The organism is Arthrobacter sp. 9AX (assembly GCF_902506095.1).
Taxonomy (GTDB): Bacteria; Actinomycetota; Actinomycetes; order Actinomycetales; family Micrococcaceae; genus Arthrobacter.
The window spans coordinates 744,506-759,536 of the sequence record NZ_LR733293.1 but is presented as its reverse complement, the minus strand read 5'-3'; the positions used below and the strand labels follow the sequence as shown (position 1 = coordinate 759,536).

Below are 15,031 nucleotides of genomic sequence, written 5' to 3'. Positions count from 1 at the left end.
GTCGATACCCTTGCAAGCACGGCTTTTGCCCCGTACGTTGGGGACTGCGGGGGACGTTCTCCGCGCACTTCGGGCCGTTGGGCCCGGGGAGAAAATCAGAGTCACACGAAGGAATGCAGCCATGGCAACAGGCACAGTTAAATGGTTCAACGCCGAAAAGGGTTTTGGCTTCATTGCCCCCGATGACGGGTCCGCTGACGTTTTCGCCCACTACTCGGCAATCGCCAGCAGCGGATACCGCTCACTCGATGAGAACCAGAAGGTTGAATTCGATGTGACCCAGGGTCCCAAGGGCCCGCAGGCAGAGAACATCCGCCCGCTCTAAGGCTTCGGCTTTCCTCCCGCACCTGCAGGAGGAATCCCGCCAGGCAGCGGCCTCCCCAACACCTGTTGGAGGGGCCGCTGCTTTTAGTTGTCCCCAAAAGGCCCGCCGCGCAGGCGGGTATCCGCTGCCCGGGTTGGGGATAATAGGCATATGACCGGACAGCACCCGGACAACGGTCCAGGCAACGAAGCGGGCAAGGACCCGTGGGAGGAGTTCGACGCGCTCCCGCCCGCCGTGCCGGACCGTGTCCCGGGCCATCCCGGCGGGGAACCGCTGGGCTTCGGCTTCCGCACCGGCGTCCGCAGCGCCCGCGTCGCCGTCGGGTTTGCCGTCTATACCCTGGTGCTCGGAACGATCCTTGCGCTGGCAGGGTGCATCGTTTTTGTTGCCGGGGAACAGTGGCTGCTGGTGGCTTTGATGCTCCTGATCGAGGCGGTCTTCATTTTCGCGTTCACCCGGCTCGTTGCCCAGGCACGCACCCGCTCCCTGCGCCCGCGTTCTTCGCGGCGCCGCTTCCCCGAAAAACCTGCTTGACCTTGACGCAGCGTCAACCCCTACGCTCGGAGCATGGAAGCACCCGGAACAGCAGCTGGCATCGACTGGTCCATCCAGGACATTGCCCGGATGGCCGGCACCACAAGCCGGACGCTGCGCCACTATGACGACATCGGGCTGCTGAAGCCCAGCCGTGTTGGCACCAACGGATACCGCTATTACAACGCCGCGGCACTCCTGCAGCTGCAGCGGATCCTCCTGCTCCGGGAACTCGGGCTGGGCCTTCCGGCCATCGCCGAGGTGTTCCGCCACGAGACAGACGCCGTCAAAGCGCTGGGCCGCCACCTGGACTGGCTGCGGCAGGAGCAGGAGCGCCTGGCGCGGCAGGTTCTGTCTGTCCAGCAAACGATCGAAACAGTGAAAGAAGGAGGCGAACTCATGGCAGAAAAGATGTTTGACGGCTTCGACCACACCCAGTACAAGGACGAGGTGGAGGAGCGCTGGGGCAAGGACGCATATGCGAAAAGCGACGCCTGGTGGCGTGGAATGGGTGCCGCGGAGAAGCAGGAGTGGAAGTCCCGCGCGGAGAAGCTGGGCACCGACTGGATCGCCGCCGCCGGCTCCGGCCTCGCAGCGGACAGCCCCGAAGCGCAGGACCTGGCCCGCCGGCACGTTGCGTGGCTGACGTCCATCCCCGGTACTCCCGCCTCGGAAAGCGGCGGCGACGTCAAGGGCTACCTGCTGGGCTTGGGAGAAATGTACGTTGCCGATCCGCGTTTCGCCGCCAACTACGGCGGTGAAGCGGGCGCGGGCTTCGTGCGGGACGCCCTGCGCACCTACGCTGAAGCGAACCTTTAGCAAAGGGAGCAGCCCAGGACGGCGGCACCGGGGCTTGAGGGGGCATGGTACCGCCCCCCCGGACATCACCGCAGCCGCCTCCACCCGGCGGCCCCGGCAGCGGCGAGCACCGCCACGGTTCCTACCCGCCGCTGCGCTGTCCGCCGTCGTCCGTGCCAGCCGCCTCCCGTGGAAGGCTTGCGGACCGCCTCCGAGGCCAGGTGCAGGTTGCCGGACGTCGCGGGCGCGGACTGCCGGCGGGACAGCTGGCGGTGGTCAACCTGACGGGCCGTGGCGGCCTCGACGACGCCGGGCGCGAGCTTGTGCAGCAGCACCAGCAGCCGGGCGGCCAGCCCTCCCGCAACCGCCTCCCGCCGGGGGTGCTCAACGAGCCTGACCATGGCCTTCGCCACCCGCTCCGCGGTGTAGACGGGCGGCATCGCCATGGGGCGGCGGCCAGTGAAGTTGGCCGCGTTCTGGTAGAAGGGTGTGTCGATGGTGGCGGGCAGGACGGTGCACACGTCCACCCCTGCCGCGCCTTCGCGGGCCAGTTCGGCGCGCAGGCCGGCGCCGAGCGCCCGCACTGCGGCTTTGGAGATCGAATACGAAGCGGAATACGCCAACGGGACTTCCGCCACGATGGACGCAACGTTGATCAGAGCGCCTGATCCCTGGGCGCGCAGCCGGGGCAGCGCCGCCCTGGCGCCATTAACGTAGCCGGCAATGTTGACGTCCAGTACCCGCTGGAAGTCCTGGGGCGGGATATCCGTCAGCAGCCCGAAAGCACCAACCGCGGCATTGTTGACCCACACATCCAGGCGTCCGAACTCCTTCACTGCACGGGCCGCCAGTTCCTCCATCCGGGCCACGTCGGTGACGTCGGTGGGGACGGCGATGGCCTTCGCGCCGCGTTTCCGGCACTGCGCGGCAACGGCGCCCAGCGCTTCGGCTCCGCGGGCGGCCAGGACCAGCCGGGCTCCCTTGCCGGCGAAGCGCAGGGCCGTGGCCCGTCCGATCCCGCTGGAGGCGCCGGTGATAACCACAACAGCATTCCTGACCCGCATTCGGCATCCCTTCCGTCCGTGGCCCGCCGTGGCTGCCCCGGCATAACACTAAGCAGGCTTAGTGTTTGATGCTACCGATGCAGGCCCGGCCGGACAACGGCCAGCCCCTGCAGGGTTGCTAGTGGAAGGCCGATCTTCCGGTGACGGCCCGGCCCACGATGAGTGAGTTGATTTCGTAGCTGCCCTCGTAGGTGTAAAGGATTTCGGCGTCGCCGAAGAGCTTGCCCATTTCGTAGTCGCTGCTGATGCCGTTGCCGCCCAGAAGTGAGCGGCCCATGGCCACCGAGGCGCGGGCCAGCCGGGTGACTGTGGCCTTGGCCATGGCGGCCTGCACCATCTCCAGCTTCCCGTCCTGCTGGACCTGCGCCAGCTGTGCCATCAGCGCCAGGGAGGCGGAGGCATTGCCCAGCATGTCGGCGAGCTGCTGCTGGACCAGCTGGAATGCGGCGAGCTCCCTGCCGAACTGCCGCCGGTTCAGGGCATAGGCGCGGGCGACGTCGAAGGCAGCCAGCTGGATTCCCGCCCCCTGCCAGCCTACCCAGGCGCGGGAGTCCCGGAGCAGGTCGTTTGTCCTCGCGAAGCTCGTGGCCCCGGGCAGGAGGCTGGCCGCCGGGATCCGGACATCCTCCAGCACGATGTCCGCATTCTGCATGATCCGCAGGCCGATTTTGTTGGCGATCCTGGTGGCCGCATAGCCGGGTGTGTCCGTCTCCACGATGAAGCCCTTGATTTCGCCGTCGGCCACATCCCGTGCCCAGACGAGGGCGAAATCGGCGATGGTGGCCGCTCCGATCCACCGCTTCGCACCATTGAGGACCCATTCGCCGCCGTCGCGCCTGGCTGACGTTTCCAGCCCGCCGGCAATGTCCGAGCCGTGGTCCGGTTCCGTCAGCGCGAAGGCTCCCAGCTGGCCGAATGTTTTCAGGCCTGGCAGCCACCGCGCCTTCTGCTCCTCCGACCCCAGTTCGCTGATCATTCCGAGGATGAGCTCATTGTGGATCCCGGCCAGAGCCGAAAGGGACACATCCGCCCGGGCCAGCTCCACGTACATCAGGCCCTTGAACAGGGTGGAACTGCCATCCAGCTGGAGGGCTCCGAGGCCATGTTTTCCCAGGTCCGCCAGGAGGCCGAAGGGGAACTCTTCCCGGTTCCAGTACTCGATGGACTGCTGCCGGACCGAGGACTGGAGAAACTGGCGGATCCTGAAGTACCTATCGCGTTCAGGGGGCGCCAGGAGGTCCACGACGTACATCAGGTCCGCATCAGGGAAGGGCAGTGCCTCGCCTTTTCCCGCAGGCTGCACGGGCATCAATCCCCTCACTCTGCCGGACCGCTCCACCGACCATTGGATGTCCTAGTATATTGCACAGGTCCACCAATAAGTGAGGCGCATCACACGGCGAAAGGCTGGCCATGGGCACTCCGCTCCCCCGCGACCCCATTGCCGATGCCCGCCGCAACTGGGAGGACCATGGCTGGGCGGAGGTTGCCGCGCCCATGGCAGCCATCACCGCCATCATGCGGACCCAGCAGATCCTGCTCGCCCGGATCGAAGTGGTGCTGAAGCCTTTTGGGCTGACCTTCGCCCGCTACGAACTGCTGGCCCTGTTGAGCTTCGCCAGGAACGGGTCCCTACCCATGAAGAAGGCCAGCACGCTCCTCCAGGTCCACCTCACCTCCATCACCAACGCGGTGGACCGGCTGCAGGATGCCGGCCTGGTGCGCCGCTCGCCGCATCCTACCGACGGCCGCACCACACTGGTGGAGCTCACCAGCGAGGGCCGCACCCTGGCGAAACGTTCGACGACGGCACTGAACGCCGAGGTGTTCAGCGCCTCAGGCTTCGGGCCGGGAGACATCGACCAGCTGATCCGGATCCTGGGGGATTTCCGCCGGAACGCCGGCGACTTCATGGATTCCTGAGCGGTCAGGAAGAAGGGTCAGCGGGATGCCTTGGCGCGCCTGATCCGCCGGGCAACGAGCAGCACCAGGGCCGCCGCCAGGCCGGCATAGACCGCGTAGTTCAGGAAACGGGAGTACTCCTCGATGAGCCGGTATTGGGTGCCCAGCAGGTACCCGAGTCCCAGCAGCAACCCGTTCCAGAGCCCACTGCCTGCGAGTGTGTAGATGCTGAACATGCCCAGCGGCATGGCGGCAGCCCCTGCCGGAAGGGAAATCAGGCTGCGCACACCGGGCAGCAGCCTGCCGAAGAAAATGGACGACCTGCCGTGGTGGCGGAACCAGTCCGCAGCGTGTTCAAAGTCTTCCCGGTCCACCAGGGGAAGCCTGGCGAGCCCGCGGATGGACCGTTCAAGTCCAAGTCTGGCCCCCAGCCAATACAGGAAAAGCGCACCCAGGTAGGCGCCGAGGGTGCTGGTGACGAAGACCAGGACCAGGTTCAGGGAGCCTTGCCGGGCAAGGTATCCAGCCAACGGCAGGATCACCTCACTGGGAATGGGCGGCACCACTGTCTCCGCCAGGGTGAAGAGCCCGACGCCCCATTCCCCCAACTGCTCGATGCCCCGGGCAGCGACGCCCACCAGCCCGGTCAGATTGTCCGCCGAGCCGCCTGCCCCCGCCGCCGTTCCCCACATACAAGATCCCCTCCCATTTCCACAGCTGCCGAGCCCTGTCTACCCTACGCAGCTGGGCGAAAGCTGGGGGCCGGGTCAGCGGTGCCTGAACACTGGCTCGCGCTTCTCCGTGAACGCCGCCATGCCTTCCTTCTGGTCTTCGGTGGCAAAGAGCGAGTGGAAAAGCCGGCGCTCGAACACCACGCCCTGCGCGAGCCCGGTCTCGAAGGCCGCGTTCACGGCTTCCTTGGCCACCATGGCCACCGGCTTGGACTTGGACGCGATCACTTCCGCAACCTTGACGGCTTCGTCCACCACGTCCTCGGCAGGAACCACGCGGGACACCAGTCCGCACCTGTCAGCTTCCTCCGCCCCAATGAACCGGCCTGTCAGGATCAAATCCATTGCTTTGGCCTTGCCCACTGCCCGGGTGAGCCGCTGGGAGCCGCCCATGCCGGGCAGTACGCCCAGGTTGATCTCGGGTTGGCCGAACTTGGCGTTGTCCCCGGCGATGATGAGATCGCACATCATGGCCAGTTCGCAGCCGCCGCCCAGCGCGAACCCGGAGACGGCCGCAATAGTGGGAATGCGGAGCCTGGTGAAGTCCTCCCAGCCGCGGAACCAGTCGGCAGCGTACATGTCCATGTAACCCTGCGCCGCCATCTCCTTGATGTCGGCGCCCGCAGCGAAGGCCTTGCTGGAGCCGGTAATAACCACGGCCCCCACCCCGGGATCGGAATCCATTCCGCGGACAGCCTGCACGAGCTCCTCCATGGTGGCCTTGTTCAGGGCGTTCAGCGCCTGCGGCCGGTTCAGCGTCACCAGCCCTACCCGGCCCCGCTGTTCCACAAGGATGTTCGTGTATTCCGTCATTCGGGGCTCCCGTCGTCCTGTGCTGCATTGGGTGTTGCTTTGTTTGATGCCGTGCCGGGGGCGCTGCCGGCACTGCCCGCCGGCTTGTTTCCTGCGCCGTCCCGGGCAGCGGATTTGTCCCGGATGTCCGTGATGATCGCCGAGAAGTCCCGCGCGGCACCGCCTTCCGCGGCAAACATATCGTAGATTTCGGCAGCGAGCGGTCCCACCCGGGCCGCCACCCCGGTGCCGCGCAGTGCATTGACGGCGAGTTTGAGGTCCTTGGCCATCAGGGCTCCGGCAAAGCCGGGCTGGTAATCGCGGTTCGCCGGGCTGGTGGGGACCGGGCCCGGCACCGGGCAGTTGGTGGTGAGGGCCCAGCACTGCCCGGACGCCGCCGATGCCACGTCAAAGAGTGCCTGGTGGCTCAGGCCCAGCTTCTCCCCCAGCACAAAGGCCTCGCTGACGGCGATCATGGAGGCGCCCAGGATCAGGTTGTTGCAGATCTTGGCGGCCTGGCCCGCCCCGTGGCCGCCGCAGTGGACCACCCGCTTGCCCATCACCTCAAGCAGGGGGCGCACGGCCTCGAAATCCTCCGGCCCGCCTCCCACCATGAATGTCAGCGTCCCGGCTTCGGCACCCACCACCCCGCCCGAAACGGGGGCGTCCACCGCACGGTGGCCGGCGTCGATGGCCAGCCTTGCCGCTTCGCGCGCTTCGTCAACATTAATGGTGGAGCAGTCCAGGAACATGGTCCCGGGGGCGGCCGCGGCCAGCAGACCGGGCTGCCCGCCGGTGCCCAGGTAGGCGTCCAGTACATGTTGGCCGCTGGGGAACATGGTGAGGACCACGTCCGCCCCGGACACGGTTTCAGCGGCGCCGGCAGAAACGGGTATCCCGTGCTCACGTGCGGCATCAAGGGCCGCCGGCACCACGTCGAAACCTGCCACGGCGTAGCCGCCCTTGACCAGGTTCACTGCCATGGGTCCGCCCATGTGGCCAAGGCCCAGGAACGCGATGGCCTGTTTCTCAGGCATGGTCCGTCTCCTTCACCCCAAGGTCCAATTCCCTGCTGCCCAACGGCTCAAAAAAGCGCTCCACCTGGTCGGGCCGCACCTCCGCGAGGGTAGGCGGGTTCCAGCGCGGCGTGCGGTCCTTGTCCACCACCTGCGCCCGGATGCCTTCACGGAAGTCAGGCGCCGCCAGGAACCGCAGCCCCACCCGGTACTCCTGCGCCAGGGCTTCATCCAGGGTCAGGCCCCTGACCCGCCGCAACGATGCCAGCGTGACCTTCACGGATGTGGGTGACTTCGCCTCGATGAGGTCGGCGGCCGCCCGGGCAGCCCCGCCGTCTTCGCTGTCAAAGCTCCGGAGCCGCCGGACGATCTCCCCGGCATCATCGGACGCGTAGCAGCTGTCGATCCAGTCCCGTTGCTGTTCAAGTTCCGAGGGCGGGGCGGCCTCGCTGTACCGTACGACGGCGTCGTCCGGATTTTCGTTTCCCAGCGCCTCCGTCAGTTCCGGGAGCCTGTCGGACGGAACAAAGTGGTCGGCGAGTCCCAGGTACAGCGCGTCCGCTGCGCCCAGGTGGGCGCCGGTCAGCGCCGCGTGGGTTCCCGCTTCCCCCGGCGCGCGGGACAACAACAGGGTCCCGCCGACGTCGGGCGCAAAACCGATCGTGGTCTCCGGCATGCCCATCCGCGTGCGCTCGGTGACCACCCGTACCGAGCCGTGGGCTGAGATCCCCACCCCGCCACCCAGTACCAGTCCGTCCATGAGGGCCACATAGGGCTTGGGGTAGCGGGCAATCAGCGCATTCAGCCGGTACTCCGTCTGCCAGAAGTCCGCGGTTTTCCCGCCGCCGGCGGGGATGTCCTCGTAGATGGCCACAATGTCGCCGCCGGCACACAGCCCGCGTTCCCCGGAGCCGCGCACTAAAACCATGGCGACGCCGTCGTCGTCCGCCCACGCGGTGAGCTGGTCCAGGAGCGCGCCTACCATCCCGGCTGTCAGCGCGTTCACCGCCCGGGGCCTGTTGAGGGTGGCTATGCCCAGCCGCCCGCGGCGCTCAAAGAGCACCTCGGCAGTGGTGTCCGCTCCGGTTTCCGCAACGTCAGTCATCAACTTCCTTCCGGCATCACGAAGCTGGCCCCGTGCCGTATTCCTGAAGGCCACCGCGTGGTGACCGTCTTGGTCCTGGTGTAGAAGCGGAAAGCGTCCGCGCCGTGCTGGTTCAGGTCGCCGAATCCGGACGCCTTCCAGCCGCCGAACGTGTAGTACGCCAGGGGCACCGGGATGGGGACGTTGATGCCCACCATGCCCACGTCCACCCTGCTGGCGAAATCCCGGGCGGCATCGCCGTCGCGGGTGAAGATGGCCACGCCGTTGCCGTACTCGTTCCCGCTGCAGAGCTGGAGCGCCGCATCGTAGTCCTCGGCCCGCACCACGCTGAGGACGGGGCCGAAGATCTCCTGCCGGTAGATGGCCATCTCCGGTGTCACATGGTCAAAAAGGGTGGGGCCAACCCAGAAACCGCCCTCGTACCCTTCCACGGTGAGGCCCCGGCCGTCCGCCAGGAGGGAGGCACCCTCGTCCACTCCGGCCTGGATGCAGCGTTCGATCCGTTCCTTCGCGGCGGCGGTGACCACCGGACCGAAGTCTGTGCCCCGGTCCAGGCTGTGGCCCACCCTCAGCGCCTTGACACGCTCCTCCAGCCTGGCCACCAGCCGGTCGGCAGTGTCCGGGCCCACCGGAACGGCCACCGAAACGGCCATGCAGCGCTCCCCTGCGGAGCCATAGCCTGCACCGATGAGGGCATCCGCGGCCTGGTCCAGGTCCGCGTCCGGCATCACCACCATGTGGTTCTTGGCGCCGCCGAAGCACTGTGCCCGCTTCCCGTGGGCAGCGGCCGTGGCGTAGATGTACCGGGCAATGGGCGTCGATCCCACAAACCCGATGGCCTTGACCCGGGGATCCTCCAGGAGCGCGTCCACCGCCTCCTTGTCCCCGTTGACCACGCTGAACACGCCGTCCGGGACGCCCGCCTCGGAGTACAGCTCGGCCAGGCGCAGCGGAACGGAGGGGTCCCGCTCGGAGGGCTTCAGGATGAAGGCGTTGCCGGCGGCGAGGGCCGGGCCCGATTTCCACAGCGGGATCATGGCAGGAAAGTTGAACGGCGTGATTCCAGCCACCACGCCCAGTGGCTGCCGCAGCGAGTGGATGTCGATGCCGGGTCCGGCATCGGTGGAGAACTCGCCTTTGAGCAGGTGCGGCGCACCGGCCGCGAACTCCACCACTTCCAGGCCCCGCTGTATGTCTCCCCTGGAGTCGGCGAGGGTCTTGCCGTGCTCGGAGGACAGAAGCCGTGCCAGCGCCTCCATCTCGCTGTTGACCAGGTCGACGAACCGGAGCAGGATCCTGCCCCGGCGCTGCGGGTTCATGGCCGCCCACTCCTCCTGCGCCCTTGCGGCGGCGGCAACGGCGTACTGCACCTCGTCCCGGCCGGCCAACGGCACGCGCGCCTGGACTGTGCCGGTGCAGGGATCAAAAACGTCGCCGAAACGGCCGGACTTGCCTGCTCTGTGTTGGCCGCCGACGTAATGGGAAAGCTCGCGCACCATGAGGGGACGCTCCTTCGCATGTGACCCACGTCATTTCTGGTTGCGAATATACTCGGACCTCCAACTAAACTCCACCGGACCGGGCAGCGCCGCGTCCGCAAGTCCAGCGCTCGCGGTAAGTTAGGAACTGTGAAGATTGCTACCTGGAATGTGAATTCGCTCCGTGCCCGTGCCGACCGCGTTGAGGCCTGGCTCCAGCGCAGTGACTGCGACGTGCTGGCCATCCAGGAAACCAAGTGCAAGGACGACAACTTTCCCTGGGAGCTCTTCGAGCGGATGGGCTACGAGGTGGCCCATTTCGGCGTCAACCAGTGGAACGGCGTCGCCATCGCCTCCCGGGTAGGGCTGGACGACGTGGAGCGGACCTTCCTGGACCAGCCCTCGTTCGGCAAGGCAGGCAAGGACCCCGTGCAGGAAGCACGCGCCATGGCCGCGACCTGCGCCGGGGTCCGGATCTGGAGCCTGTACGTCCCCAATGGCCGCTCGCTGGACGATGAGCATATGCCCTACAAGCTCAAATGGCTGGAAAGCCTGAAAACGCACGCCCAGGAACTGGTCACGCAGAACCCCGAAGCCCAGGTGGCGCTGATGGGCGACTGGAACATCGCACCGTTCGACGACGACGTCTGGGATATCGACCTGTTCGTCAACAACCGCTACACGCACGTCAGCCCGCCCGAGCGCGCCGCGTTCCACGCTTTCGAGTCGGCAGGGTTCACCGACGTGGTGCGGCCCTACACCCCCGGCCCGGGCGTCTACACGTACTGGGATTACACCCAGCTGCGCTTCCCCAAGAAGGAAGGCATGCGGATCGACTTCGTGCTGGCATCCCCGGCCCTGGCCGCGCGCGTCACTGGAGCCTCGATCGACCGCGAAGAGCGCAAGGGCAAGGGCGCCTCGGACCACGCCCCGGTGCTGGTGGAACTGGCCGACTGATGACAGAAACCTGGACCCATTCAAGGAGACCGTGATGACGGGAAACCTCTACCGGGGCCAGGCCGGCCTGCCGTTCTCGTCAACCCTGCGCGTCTACGAACCGCTGGATGCCTTTCCCGAGGAACAGCGCGCCGCGATCCAGGCCGCCGGTGCGCGCTCTGCTTCCCGTGCCGCCGTCGAAAACGCCGAACTGCTGGCCTCGCTGGGACGCATCACCCGGTCCGGCGGCGACCCCTTCCCTACAGGGCGCACCGACCTGGTGCGCGTCACCACCGCCCCGGCAGCCCCGGGTGGAACGGACGACGACGTCGCTGCCGGCGGGCCGGTGCTGCTGTACTGTCCCAGCCAGCTGGTGTTGCGGGCGGGCCTGGCTGCCAACGCCCTGATGGAGGGAATCCACGGACCCCTCGCGGAACTGCTGATTCCCGAAGAGCAGCGCGACAAGCACCAGGAGCGCATCGACCAGGTAAAGGCCCGGGATGGGTCCATCCGCGTGCACACCCGCGCGTCCACCTGGGGCATCCCCTTCAGCTGGTTTTCCCTGTTTATGGAGCAGGACCATAAGGACGTCGTGGAGGCCGCCGGCCGGATCCTCACGGTCCGCGTCTGGACACCCATCACCGAAGCCCTGGAGCGGGCCCGGTACGCCGTGGCCAACCTGGCGCTCGCGGCACCGGACCTGGACATGCTCGATGACCTCGCCCAGCTCACCGAGTGGCTGGAAACGTTCCACGTGGAATCGATGGTGGAACTGGACTACGGCGCTGTTGCGGACAAGGTGTATCCGGACGATTCGCCTATGGACATCAGGCTTGGCATCGAATGCCTGGCCGAGGGCGACATGACCGGCGCCGCCGCGGCGTACCGCCGCCTGGCCTCCCGCTGGATTCCCATCCGGCAACTGGCCCGGGCTTCCTGAACCCCCGCTTCCTGAACCGGCGCGGAACCTGGCCCGGCCGCTACGACTGGGGCGGCGCCGTCGTCCTTCTGACAATCAGCTCATGGGGCGCGACGGCAGACTGCACCGATCCTTCCGCCCCGTCCAGTTCGTCCAGGAGCATCTTGGTGGCCAGTTCCGCCTGCTCGTCAGGCCGCTGGCCCACCGTGGTGAGCCCCATGGCGTCGGCGAAATCGTGGTTGTCGATGCCCACCACGGACAGTTCCTCCGGGACCCGGACACCCAGCCGGGCAGCTTCGAAGATGACGCCCATGGCCATTTCATCCGAGGCGCAGAAGATGGCCGTGGGCTTCTCCCCCTGCTTGGCCCAGAGCCGCCGGAAGGCTTCCTGCCCGCTGCGGACCGTAAAATCCCCCCACTCGTCCCATTCCGGGCGCGTGGGGAGGCCGGCGGCGGTCATCACGTCCTTGAACGCCAGGATCCGGACGCGGGGAACATCGAAGTTCAGGTCGGTTTCGTCGTCGCCGTGCAGCAGCGCAATGTTGCGGTGGCCCAGGTCGATCAGGTGCCGCACCGCGGTGGACGCGGCGGCGTAATCATCGATGCCGATGTAGGCGCATTCTTCGACGTGGCCGCCCACAACCACCAGCGGGATATCGATCTTCTGGAGGTGGTCCAGTTCATCGTGCGACAGCGCCATACACAGCACCAGCAAAGCGTCGATCTGCTTGTAGACCATGGTCTTGCTGAAGAGCCGCTCCCGGTTACTGCCGTGGCCGCCCAGGTTGAAGAGCGAAAGGTTGTAGTTCCGGGCGTGGAGTTCGCGGTCCGCCCCTTCGATGGCTTTGGAGAAGAACCAGCGGCTCACGAACGGGGCGAGCACACCGATGGTCCTGGTGCGTCCGGTGGCCAGTCCGGAGGCGGAGCTGGAGGCCACATAGCCGAGGTTTCCGGCCACCTCGAGGATCTTCTCCCGGGTGGCCGGCGAAACCCTCGGCAAGCCGCGCACTGCCCGCGAGACGGTGGCCGTGGAAACTCCCGCCGCCGCTGCCACATCTTCGATGCTGACACCGCTGTGGCCGCCCCGTTGGGACCTCTCACTTGTGCGTGCCACGGTGCCCCCTCAATACTTCCTGCAGGAGTCCGCCCTGCTCTGTACGAATACCCCCACGCCATAGTATTTTGGGCGCGCGGATGTATCGCAGTGTTACCTCCGCGGCGGACGGCCGACGGCGGCGGTTAAACGGGTGGCCTACTTCCGGTCCGGCAGTTTCCGGCGCAGCCGCACCATTCCGTAGATTGCCAAAAGCGTGGCGAGCAGGCCCAGCGCCCAGCCAAGTGCCGGCTGTGCCGTCACTTCCATCCAGACAGTGACAACGAGCAGTACCAACGCCCAGAAACCAAGGAACCCGATGATGATGTCGAAGTCTTCCCCGGTCCTCCTGCGGCGGCGGTCGCTTCCCGCCCCCGGTGAACGGGGGCGGGAAGGGCTGTTCGTCACTTGACCGCACCTGCTGTGAGGCCGGCAACGATCTTGCGCTGGAAGACCAGCACCAGGATCACCAGGGGGATGGTGACGATGGTGCCGGCGGCCATGATGGCCGTGTACGGGATCTGGTTGGGCTGCGCGCCCGCGAAGCTGGCGATCGCGACCGTCACCGGCTTCGTTGCCTCATTGGACAACTGGCTGGCGATCAGGAATTCATTCCAGGAGGAGATGAAGGCCAGGATCGCCGTGGTGAAGATGGCCGGGGCTGCCAGGGGCATAATCACCCTCCGGAACGCCTGTCCCTGCGTGCAGCCGTCCACACGGGCTGATTCCTCAAGCTCCCACGGCATTTCGCGGAAGAAGGACGTCAGGGTGTAGACAGTAAGCGGCAGGACGAAGGAGATGTTCGGAATGATCAGGGCCTGGTAGGTGCCCATCCAGCCGATGTTGGTGAACAACTGGAAAAGCGGGGTGATCAGGGCAACGCCGGGGAACATGGAAGCGCCCAGGATGAAGCCCAGCACAAGGTACTTGAACCGGAAGTTCAGTCGTGCCAGTGCGTAGGCGGCGAAGACGCCGATCACCAGAGAGATGACCGTGACGGTCACACCGATGAAGATGCTGTTGAGCAGCGCCTGGCCGAACTTGTTGCCGAACGAGGTATCGAAGGCCGTGATGAAGTTATCCATCGTCACGTGCGTGGGCCAGGGGGTGGTGTCGTAGGTGAAGCCCACCTCGCGGAAGGCCGTCACCACCATCCAGTAGGCCGGGGCCAGGCACCAGACCAGAATGACCGCAGCGCTGATGTAGGTCCGCACCTGCGCCCACTTCTCTCGGTTCTGCGCCGCCTGCCGCCCTTTGTCCTGGCGTGCGCGCAGGTCAGCTCCGGCTGTTGCGGTGGTCATTTCTTCCCCTTTCCTGACGCTCCACTTTGCTCAACCACGTTCGCCCCAAGGAACCGGACGAAGATGAAGGCGACAAGGAAGATGATGATGAACGTGATGGTGGACAAGGCAGCCGCCGAGTTGAAGCCTTGCCTGATCTGGTTGATCACCAGGATGGACAACGTGGTGGTGTTGTTGGCGCCGCCGGTGAGGATGTACGGCAGGTCGAACATACGCAGCGCGTCCAGGGTACGGAACAGGATCGCGACCATCAGCGCAGGCTTGACCAACGGAAGCGTGATCAGCCGGAAACGCTGCCAGGCGGTGGCTCCGTCCACTTTTGCGGCCTCGTACACTTCGGCTGGAATCATCTGCAGGCCGGCCAGGATCAGGAGGGCCATAAACGGCGTGGTCTTCCAGGTGTCGGCGATGATCACGGCCCACTTCGCCGGCCACTCACTGCCGGTCCACAGGATGGACACGTTGAACAGCTTGTTGATGATGCCGTTGAAGTCGAACATAAAGAGCCAGAGCTGAGCGGTAACTGCGGTGGGGATGGCCCACGGAACCAGGACAGCCGCGCGGACCAGGCCGCGGCCCTTGAACGTCCGGGCCATGATCATGGCCATCCAGAAACCAAGCACGGTCTCGAAGGCCACGGTGACCACCGTGAACAGGAACGTGGTTCCGGTGGCGGTCCAGAACTGGCCGCCGAGCGTGCCCGGCGGGCAGGCAACGGTTCCGCCGCCCTGGGCAGCACACTGCTGCCCCAGCCAGTTGACGTAGTTCTGGATGCCCGCGGGACCACCCTCGGTAAAGAGGCCTGTGACCGGATCCAGCCCCGCGTCCTTCTGGAAGGACATCACGATGGCGCTGATGATGGGGTAGACGATAACGATACCCAGGGCGATGATGGTGGGCGCCAGCAGCCAGGAGGCCCATTTGCCTTGGCTGAGGATCCTGTTGTCTTCGCCTACGCCCTTGGGTGCGTGATGGAGATCGGTACCGCCCGACGCCGGCTGCTTGACCGGCGTCGGGCCTAATTCGGTAGCCATGGC

The 15,031-nt window shown here is 66.3% G+C and carries 17 protein-coding genes; 6 read left to right on the top strand and 11 right to left on the bottom strand.

All coding sequences use genetic code 11. From position 1 onward, the window contains the following. The first annotated feature begins 121 nt into the window (after nt 1-121). From BACI348_RS03555 to BACI348_RS03545, 3 genes are all read left to right on the top strand, one after another. Nucleotides 122-325: a cold-shock protein gene (locus tag BACI348_RS03555; protein ID WP_013599688.1), complete on the top strand. Its 204-nt coding sequence runs from the start codon at nt 122-124 to the stop codon at nt 323-325. A gap of 150 nt (nt 326-475) precedes the next feature. Continuing rightward, nucleotides 476-859, top strand: coding sequence for a hypothetical protein (locus BACI348_RS03550; protein ID WP_159823978.1), 384 nt, complete (start codon nt 476-478; stop codon nt 857-859). Between the two features lie 33 nt (nt 860-892). Continuing rightward, nucleotides 893-1,678 (top strand): MerR family transcriptional regulator, encoded by a 786-nt coding sequence (locus BACI348_RS03545; RefSeq protein WP_201298365.1) that lies wholly within the window; start codon nt 893-895, stop codon nt 1,676-1,678. Between the two features lie 65 nt (nt 1,679-1,743). On the opposite strand, the gene BACI348_RS03540 is transcribed toward BACI348_RS03545, so the two are convergent. Together BACI348_RS03540 and BACI348_RS03535 are read right to left on the bottom strand one after the other, a co-directional pair. Next, nucleotides 1,744-2,721, bottom strand: coding sequence for an SDR family oxidoreductase (locus BACI348_RS03540; RefSeq protein WP_159823977.1), 978 nt, complete (start codon nt 2,719-2,721; stop codon nt 1,744-1,746). Between the two features lie 118 nt (nt 2,722-2,839). Further along, nucleotides 2,840-4,030 carry an acyl-CoA dehydrogenase family protein gene (locus tag BACI348_RS03535; RefSeq protein WP_159823976.1) on the bottom strand — a complete coding sequence of 397 codons (1,191 nt, stop codon included), beginning with the start codon at nt 4,028-4,030 and terminating at the stop codon, nt 2,840-2,842. 104 nt (nt 4,031-4,134) lie between these two features. Here BACI348_RS03535 and BACI348_RS03530 point away from each other — a divergent pair, with 104 nt between their 5' ends. Beyond that, nucleotides 4,135-4,644, top strand: a complete 510-nt coding sequence (locus BACI348_RS03530) for a MarR family winged helix-turn-helix transcriptional regulator (RefSeq protein WP_159823975.1) — start codon at nt 4,135-4,137, stop codon at nt 4,642-4,644. A gap of 17 nt (nt 4,645-4,661) precedes the next feature. Here BACI348_RS03530 and BACI348_RS03525 read toward each other — a convergent pair whose 3' ends face one another. From BACI348_RS03525 to BACI348_RS03505, 5 genes are all read right to left on the bottom strand, one after another. Beyond that, nucleotides 4,662-5,315, bottom strand: coding sequence for a DedA family protein (locus BACI348_RS03525; protein WP_159823974.1), 654 nt, complete (start codon nt 5,313-5,315; stop codon nt 4,662-4,664). Between the two features lie 75 nt (nt 5,316-5,390). After that, nucleotides 5,391-6,167, bottom strand: coding sequence for an enoyl-CoA hydratase (locus BACI348_RS03520; RefSeq protein WP_159823973.1), 777 nt, complete (start codon nt 6,165-6,167; stop codon nt 5,391-5,393). Continuing rightward, a complete protein-coding gene (gene mmsB, locus BACI348_RS03515; RefSeq protein ID WP_159823972.1) occupies nt 6,164-7,183 on the bottom strand; it encodes a 3-hydroxyisobutyrate dehydrogenase in 1,020 nt (339 codons plus the stop codon). The genes BACI348_RS03520 and mmsB overlap by 4 nt, the downstream gene beginning before the upstream one ends. Continuing rightward, nucleotides 7,176-8,267 (bottom strand): enoyl-CoA hydratase/isomerase family protein, encoded by a 1,092-nt coding sequence (locus tag BACI348_RS03510; protein WP_159823971.1) that lies wholly within the window; start codon nt 8,265-8,267, stop codon nt 7,176-7,178. Before BACI348_RS03510 ends, mmsB begins: the two co-directional genes overlap by 8 nt. After that, nucleotides 8,267-9,766 (bottom strand): CoA-acylating methylmalonate-semialdehyde dehydrogenase, encoded by a 1,500-nt coding sequence (locus BACI348_RS03505; RefSeq protein ID WP_159823970.1) that lies wholly within the window; start codon nt 9,764-9,766, stop codon nt 8,267-8,269. The genes BACI348_RS03510 and BACI348_RS03505 overlap by 1 nt, the downstream gene beginning before the upstream one ends. 129 nt (nt 9,767-9,895) lie before the next feature. Between BACI348_RS03505 and BACI348_RS03500 the strand changes: the two genes are divergently transcribed. Together BACI348_RS03500 and BACI348_RS03495 are read left to right on the top strand one after the other, a co-directional pair. Continuing rightward, on the top strand, nt 9,896-10,702 hold the full coding sequence (locus BACI348_RS03500) for an exodeoxyribonuclease III (RefSeq protein WP_159823969.1): 807 nt from the start codon (nt 9,896-9,898) through the stop codon (nt 10,700-10,702). A gap of 34 nt (nt 10,703-10,736) precedes the next feature. After that, on the top strand, nt 10,737-11,621 hold the full coding sequence (locus BACI348_RS03495) for a DUF8083 family protein (protein WP_159823968.1): 885 nt from the start codon (nt 10,737-10,739) through the stop codon (nt 11,619-11,621). Nucleotides 11,622-11,661: 40 nt separating this feature from the next. Here BACI348_RS03495 and BACI348_RS03490 read toward each other — a convergent pair whose 3' ends face one another. The 4 genes from BACI348_RS03490 to BACI348_RS03475 all read right to left on the bottom strand — a co-directional run bounded on the left by BACI348_RS03490 (nt 11,662) and on the right by BACI348_RS03475 (nt 15,028). After that, nucleotides 11,662-12,714, bottom strand: a complete 1,053-nt coding sequence (locus tag BACI348_RS03490; RefSeq protein ID WP_159823967.1) for a LacI family DNA-binding transcriptional regulator — start codon at nt 12,712-12,714, stop codon at nt 11,662-11,664. A gap of 138 nt (nt 12,715-12,852) precedes the next feature. Beyond that, nucleotides 12,853-13,101, bottom strand: a complete 249-nt coding sequence (locus tag BACI348_RS03485) for a hypothetical protein (RefSeq protein WP_159823966.1) — start codon at nt 13,099-13,101, stop codon at nt 12,853-12,855. Then, the gene (locus BACI348_RS03480) at nt 13,098-13,994 is read right to left on the bottom strand and encodes a carbohydrate ABC transporter permease (RefSeq protein ID WP_159823965.1); all 897 of its coding nucleotides are present in this window, start codon (nt 13,992-13,994) and stop codon (nt 13,098-13,100) included. Before BACI348_RS03480 ends, BACI348_RS03485 begins: the two co-directional genes overlap by 4 nt. Next, nucleotides 13,991-15,028, bottom strand: coding sequence for a carbohydrate ABC transporter permease (locus BACI348_RS03475; protein WP_159823964.1), 1,038 nt, complete (start codon nt 15,026-15,028; stop codon nt 13,991-13,993). Before BACI348_RS03475 ends, BACI348_RS03480 begins: the two co-directional genes overlap by 4 nt. Between the last annotated feature and the right edge of the window lie 3 nt (nt 15,029-15,031).

Bases quoted from the DNA above. Each gene is read 5' to 3' on its own strand.
- BACI348_RS03555 (WP_013599688.1), top strand. From the start codon at position 122: ATGGCAACAGGCACAGTTAAATGGTTCAACGCCGAAAAGGGTTTTGGC.
- BACI348_RS03550 (WP_159823978.1), top strand. From the start codon at position 476: ATGACCGGACAGCACCCGGACAACGGTCCAGGCAACGAAGCGGGCAAG.
- BACI348_RS03545 (WP_201298365.1), top strand. From the start codon at position 893: ATGGAAGCACCCGGAACAGCAGCTGGCATCGACTGGTCCATCCAGGAC.
- BACI348_RS03540 (WP_159823977.1), bottom strand. From the start codon at position 2,721: ATGCGGGTCAGGAATGCTGTTGTGGTTATCACCGGCGCCTCCAGCGGG.
- BACI348_RS03535 (WP_159823976.1), bottom strand. From the start codon at position 4,030: ATGCCCGTGCAGCCTGCGGGAAAAGGCGAGGCACTGCCCTTCCCTGAT.
- BACI348_RS03530 (WP_159823975.1), top strand. From the start codon at position 4,135: ATGGGCACTCCGCTCCCCCGCGACCCCATTGCCGATGCCCGCCGCAAC.
- BACI348_RS03525 (WP_159823974.1), bottom strand. From the start codon at position 5,315: ATGTGGGGAACGGCGGCGGGGGCAGGCGGCTCGGCGGACAATCTGACC.
- BACI348_RS03520 (WP_159823973.1), bottom strand. From the start codon at position 6,167: ATGACGGAATACACGAACATCCTTGTGGAACAGCGGGGCCGGGTAGGG.
- mmsB (WP_159823972.1), bottom strand. From the start codon at position 7,183: ATGCCTGAGAAACAGGCCATCGCGTTCCTGGGCCTTGGCCACATGGGC.
- BACI348_RS03510 (WP_159823971.1), bottom strand. From the start codon at position 8,267: ATGACTGACGTTGCGGAAACCGGAGCGGACACCACTGCCGAGGTGCTC.
- BACI348_RS03505 (WP_159823970.1), bottom strand. From the start codon at position 9,766: ATGGTGCGCGAGCTTTCCCATTACGTCGGCGGCCAACACAGAGCAGGC.
- BACI348_RS03495 (WP_159823968.1), top strand. From the start codon at position 10,737: ATGACGGGAAACCTCTACCGGGGCCAGGCCGGCCTGCCGTTCTCGTCA.
- BACI348_RS03480 (WP_159823965.1), bottom strand. From the start codon at position 13,994: ATGACCACCGCAACAGCCGGAGCTGACCTGCGCGCACGCCAGGACAAA.
- BACI348_RS03475 (WP_159823964.1), bottom strand. From the start codon at position 15,028: ATGGCTACCGAATTAGGCCCGACGCCGGTCAAGCAGCCGGCGTCGGGC.